Consider the following 11,241-nt stretch of genomic DNA (forward strand, 5'->3'; position numbering starts at 1 on the left):
TGTGTTTAAGTACAAATAATATCTAAAGGTTATTCGTAAAATAGGAAAAAAGGAGCTGTCGCTAACGGATTTTATTCCGCTAATGCGACAGCTCCTTTAATTATGTAGTTTAATCATTACTATTTCAGAAGAACTACCTATTCTTATAGGAGGTCCCCATGTTCCAAAGCCAGAAGTAACTACAACGGAAGTGTTTTGGAATTTTCCTAATCCATAATCAATATCAAATAATATATCAGTTATTAAATTAATAGGAGAAATCTGACCTTTATGTGTATGACCAGATACCTGTAAATCAATGTTATTATTTATTGATTCGTCTAAATATTGGGGGTTGTGATCTATAACTATAACAGGTTTATCAGCATTAAAATTATTTATTGAATTTTTAATAACATTTAAAGAGTCTCTTTCTCCGTTATATCTTTTTACAGTAGTATCATCTCTGCCAATTAAGTAGAAAGAATCATTAATTAAAGTTATTTCATCTCTTAGCACATTCACATTTACTTTGGAAAGCATATTTTCTAATTCCTCTGCTTCACCAGTATAGAAATCATGATTTCCAAGGGATAGATATGTTCCATATTTACTTTTTATATTTTTTAATGAATCTAGCATATCTTTTTCTTTAACAGGGTTTAAATCACTATCTACTAAATCTCCTGCAATTAGGATTATATCACCATTTAATGAATTGATTTTTTCAACCAAAGTATTTAATCTGTTATTTTCAATAACTTCACCTAAATGTATATCAGAAACAAGCACTATGTTAACATCATCTTTTAAAGCTTTATCTATTTTTATATCATAATTTTTAATGGAAATTGAGTGACTAAAATATGTACCTATACATACCAATATTAATGATAGAAGTATAGAATAAAAATATAAGTCTAAATTTAAGTTTTTATTTTTAAATATTCTATAAATAATAAAGGATATTATAAATAATAAAATTATGTAAAAAAGAAAAGCTAGATAATATGATCCAATAAAATATAAGATTTTATTTATAAGTGTTGGAACATAATTTTTGATAAGCTCATAAAGAATAAAGGAAGAACTTAATAAGACAAATATAATAATAAATAATTTGGAATTTATATTTATCCTATTATTAATTGACTTATATATTCTTTTACCAATAAGATAATTAATTAATCCATATACAAATATAAAGACAATAATACCTAAAATCAATTTTATCATCTCCTATAAAGATACCTACTAACTAAAATAGCTAGTAGGTATAATATTATTAATTAAAAGAAAGTAACATTTCTTTTAATATTGAAGTGGAGTTTTTAACTGCTATTGGAGTGAACTTTTCAAAGTCCATATGAGCTCCATTATTAGCATTATCAGATATTGATCTAATAACTACAACAGGAATGTTGTTTAAGTAGCAAACATGAGCAATACTTGCACCTTCCATCTCGCAAGATAAAGCATTAAATTCCTTTTCTAGCCACTTAATTTTTTCTACATCAGCAACAAATACATCTCCAGATACTATTCTACCTGTAAAAGTATTGAAACCTCCAACCTTTTCACATGCCTTATTTGCTAATTCTATTAAAGAAGAATCACATTTAAAGTCGAAAGTATCCATTCTAGGAACTTGACCATGTGGGTCTCCAAATGCAGTAGTATCCATATCATGTTCAACTAAGTTAGTAGCTATAACTACATCACCAGGATATATATCTTTTCCTATACCACCAGCAACACCAACATTTATAACCTTATCTACATTAAATTCAGATACTAATATTTGTGTACATACAGCTGCGTTTACCTTTCCAATTCCACAAACTACAGCAATTACGTCATTATTCCAAAGTTTACCTTTGTTAAAAGTCATTCCAGCTTTTGTGGTTGAAGAATCAAGTTGCATATCTTTTAATAATATTTCTAATTCTTCACTCATTGCAGCGATTATTCCTAAAGTCATTCTATTTATCCTCCTAAAAGTGTTTTATTCATAAAATAATATTTATAGTTTAACATATTACGTTTCGTCATTGGAATATAAATTTTCATCTATTGGTATTATCCTGATAAAACGTCTTTCATAATTAAGATGCATATGTTTTTTCAAATAAATAAGTACAGGAATACTTATTAAACAGGAAATTACTATATTAAAAGCTATTCCGCCAACAGTTAAAGGAATTAAAAAGAAAAGTGGAGTAATGTTATTAAAGAAGTGGCAGTAAATAGCTAAGTATAAAGAATGTGTCTTACAATATATATAACCAATTATTAATGCTAGTAAAAATGCATTTACTCCCTGATGGAAGTTACCATGTGCAAAAGCAAATAATAAGGAAGATATAATAATAGCTGTAGAAGGATTATATCTTTTAAGCATACCATTTAATATTATTCCCCTAAAAATAACTTCTTCTATTATGGGTGCTATTATACAGACAGATAATATGGCATAAATAAGAGAACTATTTAAAGTTTGCTCAGCTTGTATAAGAGTATCATTTTCAGGTATTCTAAGCATCATTGGCAAAATAAAAGCGTCAAATAATAGTCTAAAAACTATAAGTAATAATGTAATATGGAAAATTGTTTTTTTATTAACTTTTTTAAATGTATTTAGTTCATTTGTTCTTTTTCCAAATATTTTATTAAGTATAAGTATTTCAATGGGTAAGGTAAATAATCTTACTATTGCAAAGATAGAAATAATTGTAGCTTCTGATTTAGATTGAAAACATAAGGCATATATCAAAACCATAATAATAGCATCAACAAATAGCCACAATAAAATTACGCCCATACTTTTCCAAAATCCAATATCAAATTCTATATTTTCGTTTTCTATATTTTTTAAAGGACTGAAAATATTTTGCATTAAATTTCTCATAGAATTCCCCCCTATAAACTTATATTTTAATTATATACAATAACTGGGATTTATAACAATAAATAAAGAGATAATAGGGTTGTAATAATGTAAGATATAAAATAAAATAAATTAATAAAATCTTTAATAGTAAGGAGAGATTAGGAATGTTGCAACATCCTTTATCTAGAACAGAATTATTAATTGGAAAAGATGGTTTAGATAAATTAAGAAATAGCAAAGTAATGATATTTGGAGTAGGAGGAGTAGGAAGTTATACTGTAGAAGCATTAACAAGAGCTGGAGTAGGAACTTTAATATTAGTTGATGATGATACTGTATGTCTTACAAACCTAAATAGACAAATACACGCTACTTATAAAACTATAAGTAAAGTTAAAGTTGAAGTTATGAAAGAAAGAATTCTTTCTATAAACAGAAAGTGTGAGGTGATAACTCATCAAGTATTTGTAACTAAAGAAAATATTCCGGAATTAATTCCAGATGATGTTGATTATGTAGTTGACGCAATTGATACAGTATCAGCAAAGATTGCCTTAGCTGAATATTGTTCTGCTAAAGGAATAAGAATTATGAGTTCAATGGGCACAGGAAATAAATTTGATCCAACTCAATTTAAGGTAACTGATATATATAAGACTAAGGTATGTCCATTAGCTAAAGTTATGAGGTATGAATTAAAGAGAAGAGGAGTAAAGAAACTTAAGGTTGTTTATTCTGAAGAAATACCAACAAAACCAAAAACAGAAGATGTAGTGACATGTAAAACTGGATGTGTTTGTACTGGTGAATCAACTAAAAAGTGTGCAGCAAAAAGACAAATACCAGGAAGTATGTCATTTGTTCCGCCTGTTGCGGGTATGATAATAGCTGGAGAAGTTGTTAAGGATATATTGTCTATGTAAAAGTAAAAGAGCTGTTGTAAGGTTCATAAACTTTACAGCGCTCTTTGTTAATATGAAGAACTTATATTTATATAAATATAAAAACATATAAATATACCAATATATCAATATATGAATATAGGTCTATTTTATTTATATATAAACGTTGTTTTAATGTCTTCTCCAAGAATAGTTTTTAAAAATTTATCTAAAGCTATGTTGCTAGAAGAGCAAGCTTTATCATATAAATCTTTAGAATTCATTTTGTTGGTGAATCGTTTCTTTACTTCTCTTTCTATTACACCATACTCTTCTGCATTTAATTCTATATCTCCAAATCTAAGTAATCCTGTCACAGCTTCCTCATAAATTGTTTTGTCGTGATTTATATTTATTGAGTATACTGTGGGGGATGAGATATCAAGCTCTACATCTCTAGTAGAAGAATTCATTTTTAAATCGGAAGAGGAAATTTGAGATAAATCAATCATATAAGAACAATCAGCAAAATAAGTTATCTCTTTATATTTTTTAAATATACTAAAGTCTCCCCAACTATCATCAACAGTAATTGTCTCTGATAGCTCAAGCTCTAAGGGAATTAATAGATTAGTTTCATTTATATTATTTATAATGCTCTCCTCTGTTAGATATTTAACTCCTGTACCTGATGCATCCGGAAGTGTCCATTGCTTTTTCGATTTTGAAGGAATTATAAAAATAGTATATCCAATAAAGATACCTAAAAAAATAAGTATACAAGGAATTAATAAAGAGTTTTTTTGTTTATTCTTTTTTAATAACTTTATGGGAAAACCTCCTTATATAATTAATTTTAATTAAATATATGAGGAAGACTATAAATATATGTTAAATTGATTAATTTCATAACAGTGCGCTTCTTGTATTGTAAAGATTTTAAACTATAATATATAATAGGTTATTATATATGATGTTTTAGGAGATGACTTTATGCCACAGACATTGGGAGTAAGCATTTTAAAAAGTCCTAGTAATTCTAATGAGTATATTATAAAAGATAAGGATAAAATAAATATTGGTAGATTTATAATTACGGATTTAGATGAAGAGAATAGAAAATGTGATATTAAGTTTAAATTTTATAGAGTTAATGATCAAGATTTGCTAACTGAAACTTTAAAGTTAGTATTAAAAGCTGTATTTAATGAAATACGAGTAAATAAAATTAATATCTTTATTTCTGAACTTATTCCTGTAAGTCCTTTCTTAGATTTAGGGTTCGTTCTAGAAGGGATATTTAATGAAAATATATATTCACAAGGAAATTATTTTAGTGAATTATCTATGGGGATAAATAGAAGTGATTATAATTATGGAAACAGAATAAGTTTAGTGAATATAGAAGGTAAAGATTTTAATATTAAGTTATTAACTCCAGAGCATGCACAAAATCTGTTGGATTATTATATAAGAAATAAAAAACATCTAGAACCATTTGAGCCTGTAAGGGATAACAGTTTTTATACTTATGAAGTACAAAAAAATATATTGAGTGATAGTTATAGACAATTTTTAAATGGAACAGCAGTAGACTTAGGTATATTTAAAGATGATTATCTAATAGGAAAGCTTAAATTGTCTAATATAGTATATGGAATTTTTAAAAGTGGAATACTTGGATATTCTATTGATAAGGATGAACAAGGCAAAGGATATATGAAGGAAGCTGTTAACTTAGTTGTTAATTATGCATTTCAGGATTTAGATATTCATAGAGTAGAGGCTTCAGCCTTAGTTGATAATGAACCTTCAAAGCACGTATTAATTGGTTGTGGCTTTAAAGAGTTAGGAATAAATAAAAAGTATTTGTATATAAATGGTGGATGGAAAGATCATATTACCTATTATAAAGTAAGGGGTGATTAAAGGTTGATTTTAAATAATGATGAAATAGTAACTAAGATATTTAACAATAACATAATATTAGTAAATTCAGAGGATAAAGAAAAAATCTTATTTGCTAAGGGAATAGGATTTGGTAAGAAACCTGGATATGTTATACCAAAAGGAATAAAAGTAGATAAAATATTTACTATTGCAGATAGTGATAATATTGAAAATCTTAATACTATGATAGAAAAAGTAGATAATGACTTCTTTGTTGTATGTGAAGAGGCTATATATGAAATATCGGAAAAAATAAATCAAGAACTAAATGAAAGTATTCATATAGGATTAATTGATCACCTTTATTTTGCAATAAAAAGATTAAAAAATAATGAAGAGATTGAAAATCCATTTTTAGTTGAGATAGAAACACTATATTCTAAGGAATATATGTTAGCAGATATGGTTGCTAAAAAGGTGGGAGCATATTGTAATGTAGATATACCTGATGGTGAAATTGCATTTATAGCACTTCATATACATTCAGCAATAAATAATGGAAAGATATCAAATACATTAAAAAATAGTTATTTAGGAAGTACCATAGTAGAACATGTTGAAGATAGGTTAAATATAGAAATAGATAGGAAATCACTAGATTATGCTAGATTCTTAACCCATATTAAATTTGCTATTCAAAGAATTATGGAAAATATAAATATAAACAATGAGCTTACAAAAATTATTAAGTCAAGTTATAAAGAGTCATTTTCTATAGCAGAAGAAGTGGCTGAAATTATAGAGGATGAATTGGGTATAAAAGTAATGGAAGATGAAGTGACATTTTTAACAATTCATATAGAAAGATTTAGAATGTCAATTAGATAATAATTATAAAAAAAACTTCACATGAGTTTTTTGTTATGATATTATTAATTTATAAATTAAATAAAGTAAGGTGTAACTGGTAATGCAGGCAAGACTTGATAGAAGTATTTTAGTTTACTTATTAGGAATAATTATAAGTAGATTTAGAAATGCTATAATTGAGTCTTTTTTTATTGCCTAAATTGCCTTTAGCTGGCCAGCTTAAATAAATTTACCTTACCACTAGAACTTATTATTAGTATTTTAGGAGGAATTAGAAATGCTTAAATATTTACAAAGAATAGGTAAAGCTATAATGCTTCCAATAGCAGCATTACCTATTGCAGGTATACTACTAGGAGTTGGTGGTGCATTATTAGGTATCTCAGGATTAAGTAATCCACCAGCAGTATATGAACCATTAATTTCATTTGTTAATATACCAGCAGTAACTGCAATATTAACAGTTATGAAGAATATAGGTGATATCGTATTTGGTAACTTACCAATTTTATTTGCTGTGGGAGTAGCAGTAGGTTTAGCTAAGAAAGATAAAGGAACTGCTGCGTTAGCTTCTGTATTTGGATTCATAGTAATGAATCAAGTTATATCAACATTACTTGCTTTAGGTACTACTCAATTAGGAGTTCTTACTCCAGATAATGTAGGAGAGTACGGAACTTATGTTACAACTAACCTAGGAATATTTACATTAAACATGTCAGTATTCGGAGGTATTATTACGGGTATTATTACTGCGTTATTACATGATAAGTTCCATGAAATTCAATTACCACAAGTTATAGGTTTCTTCTCTGGTTCAAGATTTGTACCAATAATAACTTCTGTTGTTATGGCTTTAGTAGGTGCAGTACTTGCTTTTGCATGGCCTGTTGTTCAAGATGGTATAGCAGTAATTGCAAATGTAGTTAGAGATGCAGGTTCAATAGGAACATTACTATATGGAATAATAGAAAGAGCGTTAATTCCATTTGGATTACATCACGTATTCTATACACCATTCTGGTTTGGTTCATTTGTTGAAGGTCATATTTTAGTAGATGGAGCATGGCAAACAGTTGCAGGAGCAAATACAGCATACTTTGCTCAATTATCAAGCATGACAGATTTAGTTGGTGCATCTGCAGATACTATGGCTAATGTTGTTAGTGGTACTACAAGATTCATGGCAGGTAAATTCCCATTCATGATGTTTGGTTTACCAGCAGCAGCATTTGCAATGTATAGATGTGCAGCACCAAGTAAGAAGAAAACTGTTGGATCATTATTATTAGCAGCAGCAGTTACTTCATTGTTAACAGGTATTACTGAACCTTTAGAGTTTACATTCTTATTCGTAGCACCAGTTTTATATGGAGTTCACTGTTTACTTGCAGGTTTATCATTCATGCTGATGGATGTATTTAATGTATTTATAGGTATGACTTTCTCGGGTGGTTTAATAGACTTTAGTTTATTTGGATTACTTCCAGCAGGTGCAGGAGTTCCAACTAAGTGGTTTATGGTTATAGTTGTTGGATTAGTATATGCAGTAGTTTACTATTTCTTATTCTCATTTATGATAAAGAAGTTTAATTTAAAAACTCCTGGTAGAGATGAAAATGAAGAAGAAACTAAGTTATTTACAAAAGCTGACTACCAAGCATCAAAAGGAGCTAAGGGTGAAATAGAAGAAAATGCACCATTAGTATTAGAAGCATTTGGTGGAGAAGAAAATATAGTAAGTGTTGATGCATGTATTACAAGACTTAGAATAGAAGTTAAAGATAAGTCAAAAGTAGATAAAGACAGAATAAAAGCTTTAGGTGCAACAGGTGTTGTAGAAGTAGGTAATGGAATTCAAGCAATATTTGGAGTTAAAGCTGATAGATATAAGAACGAAATAAATAAGATATTAGGAATAAGCTAATATATAAATAATAAAAGCGAAGGATGATTCCTTCGCTTTTATTATTTAACTGTATATTCTATAACTGTTGTTTCTCCAGCAACAGTATCTATATTTTCAACTGGTGTTATTGTTCCTAATATATCAGGATTTGTTATTAATATTGGAGTAATTAATGATAATCCTTTACTCTTTATTAATTCTCTATCAATCTTGATTATTGGAGTTCCAGCTTTAACCTTTGTTCCTTGTTCAACTAATTGTTCGAAACCTTCACCTTCTAGCCCTACAGTTTCTATTCCTATATGTACTAAAAGCTCAACCCCATTTTCTAATGTTAATGCAAAAGCATGTTTTGTTTTGAATACTAAAGTTAATTCTCCATCAGCAGGAGCAACTATAGTATCACCAGTAGTATCAATAGCAATACCGTCTCCAGCCATTTTTTGTGCGAATACTGGATCTGGAACCTCAGATAGTGGAATTGATTTACCAGCTACAGCTGATACTAATCTAAAATTGTTTTCTACAGATTGTTCATTTTTTTTCTTTTTTAAAAATCCAAACATAATTACCTCCTGAATATAACAGGAAGACTCACATCCTTTCTTAACTAGATATTTCTATAACTCGTCTTAGTTTTAGAGTATATCGACTAATATATACATATAAAAAAGGCATAAGTTTTACATGAAAACTTATGCCTGATCTAACAGTAACACGTTTAATCTCATTATATATTTGGTAAAAGTAAGTGTCAATAATTTTGTGTTAAATTAATTTCAATTTCATATTGACGTGTAAAGGTTTTTATAATAAAATAAAGTTAGAAATAAATAACGGATTACAATTTGGCGTGTTACCAATATGGGCATTAGCCGGAAAGAATGGAAGTAAAGTTCTATTTCTTTTCGGCTTTTTTTGTTGCCTCAAAACAGAAATTATACTTTTATTATTTAGCCAAGTTAATCTGAAATGTTTATTAAAAAGGAGGATTTTATATGTCAAAAGGAAACAACAAAGTCCTAGGAATGTTTCAAAAGCTAGGAAAAGCAATGATGACACCAGTAGCAGTAATGCCAGCAGCGGCAATACTAAATAGACTTGGTGCAGCGGATGTTCTTGACCTTCCGTGGATGGCAGGTGCAGGTGCAGCAATTTTTGATAATTTAGCAATTATTTTTGCAGTTGGTATAGCGATAGGTTTAGCAAAACAAAACAATGGTACTGCAGGTCTTGCAGCAGTTGTTGGGTATTTCACAATTACTAATGTAGCGACTTCCTTTGATAGCAGTATTAATATGGGAGTTCTAGCAGGTATTATAGTAGGTATATTAACTGGATACTTATATAATAAGTTTAATGATATTCAGCTTCCAGAATTCCTGGGATTCTTTGGTGGTAAGAGATTTGTTCCTATTATAACTTCAGTTTCTTGTTTAATACTAGGTGTTGGTGCTGGATTTGTATGGCCATCGATTCAAGGTGCCTTAGATACATTTGGTAACGAAATGGCAGCAGCAGGAGCAATAGGTGCTTTTGTATTTGGTTTATTAAACAGATTATTACTTCCATTTGGTTTACACCATGTATTTAACTCAATATTCTGGTTCCAATTTGGTTCATATCCAAAGGCAGATGGTACTATAGCACAAGGGGATATAGCTAGATTCTTTGCTGGAGACCCTACTGCAGGTACTTACATGAGTGGTTTCTTCTTTATAATGATGTTTGCATTACCAGCAGCATGTTTCGCTATGATATTAGCAGCTAAGAAATCTAAGAGAAAAGCTGTAACTGGTATGTTCTTAAGTATTGCTTTAACAGCATTCTTAACAGGTATAACAGAACCAATCGAGTTTACATTCATGTTTTTAGCTCCAGTATTATATGTATTCCATGCATTAATGACTGGTATAGCATTAGCAGTTGCAAGTATTTTAGGTATTAAATTAGGATTTGGATTCTCGGCAGGTTTAACAGATTACTTACTTGGATTTGGTATATCAACAAAACCAATTTTAGCTATAGGGGTAGGTTTAATATTTGCAGCAATTTACTTTGTAGTGTTCTATTTAGTAATTAAGAAGTTTAACTTAAAGACTCCAGGTAGAGAAGATGATGAAGATGTTGTTGGTGATAATGGAGAAGAAGAAAAGTCATCAGGAATAGCTAAAAAGGCTGAAGGAATATTAGAAGCAATAGGTGGTTCATCTAATATAGAAAGTATAGATGCGTGTATAACTAGAATAAGATTAACTGTTGTAAATGGTGGATTAATTGATGAAAAGAAACTTAAGAGTTTAGGTGCTAGTGGAATTATGAAGTTAGATGAAACTAACTATCAAATAGTAGTAGGTACATTAGCAGATCCACTAGTAACGAATATAAAACAATTAATGTAGTGTTAGAAGTTATTTCATATAAAAGGGACGTAGAGATGATTAATTCTACGTCTCTTTTGTTTATAATCGTATAAAAATGAAAGTTAAATTACTACACTAATCCTGGTGTATCTACATATGAATAATAAAGATAATGATAGATATATGAAGTTATATAAAGTTTAATTTAAGAAAATAAGAAATTTCATGTCGTGTAATGTCGAATATTGTGGTAAGATAAATCTCGTCGCAAGGCAGGAATCAAGTAAATGTGGACAACAAGTAAATTAAAAAAATAAAAAAAGTTGTTGACAAGATTCGAGTTGAGTGATAAGATAAAGTAGTCGCTTGAGTGCGACACACAAATTGGTCTTTGAAAATTGAACAGAATATAAAGTTAAAAACCAGCAATTCTTTTTACGAGTAAACTTGAGAAATCAA

The 11,241-nt window shown here is 28.8% G+C and carries 10 protein-coding genes; 5 read left to right on the forward strand and 5 right to left on the reverse strand.

Annotation, left to right across the window (positions count from 1 at the left end; translation table 11 throughout):
- Positions 1 to 96: 96 nt before the first annotated feature.
- From KIB46_RS15295 to KIB46_RS15305, 3 genes are read right to left on the reverse strand one after another with little or no spacing between them, the layout of a single operon-like run.
- Positions 97 to 1,206 carry a metallophosphoesterase gene (locus KIB46_RS15295; RefSeq protein ID WP_291673009.1) on the reverse strand — a complete coding sequence of 370 codons (1,110 nt, stop codon included), beginning with the start codon at positions 1,204 to 1,206 and terminating at the stop codon, positions 97 to 99.
- Between the two features lie 58 nt (positions 1,207 to 1,264).
- On the reverse strand, positions 1,265 to 1,960 hold the full coding sequence (locus tag KIB46_RS15300; RefSeq protein WP_156561396.1) for a 5'-methylthioadenosine/adenosylhomocysteine nucleosidase: 696 nt from the start codon (positions 1,958 to 1,960) through the stop codon (positions 1,265 to 1,267).
- A gap of 57 nt (positions 1,961 to 2,017) precedes the next feature.
- Positions 2,018 to 2,887 carry a type II CAAX endopeptidase family protein gene (locus KIB46_RS15305; protein ID WP_156561395.1) on the reverse strand — a complete coding sequence of 290 codons (870 nt, stop codon included), beginning with the start codon at positions 2,885 to 2,887 and terminating at the stop codon, positions 2,018 to 2,020.
- Between the two features lie 146 nt (positions 2,888 to 3,033).
- Here KIB46_RS15305 and KIB46_RS15310 point away from each other — a divergent pair, with 146 nt between their 5' ends.
- Positions 3,034 to 3,792 carry a tRNA threonylcarbamoyladenosine dehydratase gene (locus KIB46_RS15310; RefSeq protein WP_291673011.1) on the forward strand — a complete coding sequence of 253 codons (759 nt, stop codon included), beginning with the start codon at positions 3,034 to 3,036 and terminating at the stop codon, positions 3,790 to 3,792.
- A 128-nt stretch (positions 3,793 to 3,920) separates the two neighbouring features.
- On the opposite strand, the gene KIB46_RS15315 is transcribed toward KIB46_RS15310, so the two are convergent.
- The gene (locus tag KIB46_RS15315) at positions 3,921 to 4,580 is read right to left on the reverse strand and encodes a DUF4230 domain-containing protein (RefSeq protein ID WP_363290428.1); all 660 of its coding nucleotides are present in this window, start codon (positions 4,578 to 4,580) and stop codon (positions 3,921 to 3,923) included.
- A gap of 163 nt (positions 4,581 to 4,743) precedes the next feature.
- Here KIB46_RS15315 and KIB46_RS15320 point away from each other — a divergent pair, with 163 nt between their 5' ends.
- The 3 genes from KIB46_RS15320 (at position 4,744) to KIB46_RS15330 (ending at position 8,437) form a co-directional block, all read left to right on the forward strand.
- Positions 4,744 to 5,679 carry a GNAT family protein gene (locus KIB46_RS15320; RefSeq protein WP_156561543.1) on the forward strand — a complete coding sequence of 312 codons (936 nt, stop codon included), beginning with the start codon at positions 4,744 to 4,746 and terminating at the stop codon, positions 5,677 to 5,679.
- A gap of 3 nt (positions 5,680 to 5,682) precedes the next feature.
- Positions 5,683 to 6,528, forward strand: coding sequence for a PRD domain-containing protein (locus tag KIB46_RS15325; RefSeq protein ID WP_156561542.1), 846 nt, complete (start codon positions 5,683 to 5,685; stop codon positions 6,526 to 6,528).
- Positions 6,529 to 6,787: 259 nt separating this feature from the next.
- Positions 6,788 to 8,437 (forward strand): PTS transporter subunit EIIC, encoded by a 1,650-nt coding sequence (locus KIB46_RS15330; protein ID WP_156561541.1) that lies wholly within the window; start codon positions 6,788 to 6,790, stop codon positions 8,435 to 8,437.
- A gap of 41 nt (positions 8,438 to 8,478) precedes the next feature.
- Here the strand turns inward: KIB46_RS15330 and KIB46_RS15335 are convergent, their stop codons facing one another.
- Entirely contained in the window at positions 8,479 to 8,985 is a 507-nt protein-coding gene (locus KIB46_RS15335) for a PTS glucose transporter subunit IIA (RefSeq protein ID WP_156561540.1), read from the reverse strand.
- A 432-nt stretch (positions 8,986 to 9,417) separates the two neighbouring features.
- Between KIB46_RS15335 and nagE the strand changes: the two genes are divergently transcribed.
- Positions 9,418 to 10,821, forward strand: coding sequence for an N-acetylglucosamine-specific PTS transporter subunit IIBC (gene nagE, locus KIB46_RS15340; RefSeq protein ID WP_291673015.1), 1,404 nt, complete (start codon positions 9,418 to 9,420; stop codon positions 10,819 to 10,821).
- Positions 10,822 to 11,241 lie beyond the last annotated feature (420 nt).

It is taken from the genome of Clostridium sp. (genome assembly GCF_018372875.1).
GTDB lineage: Bacteria > Bacillota > Clostridia > Clostridiales > Clostridiaceae > Clostridium.

Excerpts from the sequence above, each read along its gene's own strand:
- KIB46_RS15335 (WP_156561540.1), bottom strand. The coding sequence starts at position 8,985 with ATGTTTGGATTTTTAAAAAAGAAAAAAAATGAACAATCTGTAGAAAAC.
- nagE (WP_291673015.1), top strand. The coding sequence starts at position 9,418 with ATGTCAAAAGGAAACAACAAAGTCCTAGGAATGTTTCAAAAGCTAGGA.
- KIB46_RS15330 (WP_156561541.1), top strand. The coding sequence starts at position 6,788 with ATGCTTAAATATTTACAAAGAATAGGTAAAGCTATAATGCTTCCAATA.
- KIB46_RS15300 (WP_156561396.1), bottom strand. The coding sequence starts at position 1,960 with ATGACTTTAGGAATAATCGCTGCAATGAGTGAAGAATTAGAAATATTA.
- KIB46_RS15305 (WP_156561395.1), bottom strand. The coding sequence starts at position 2,887 with ATGAGAAATTTAATGCAAAATATTTTCAGTCCTTTAAAAAATATAGAA.
- KIB46_RS15310 (WP_291673011.1), top strand. The coding sequence starts at position 3,034 with ATGTTGCAACATCCTTTATCTAGAACAGAATTATTAATTGGAAAAGAT.
- KIB46_RS15320 (WP_156561543.1), top strand. The coding sequence starts at position 4,744 with ATGCCACAGACATTGGGAGTAAGCATTTTAAAAAGTCCTAGTAATTCT.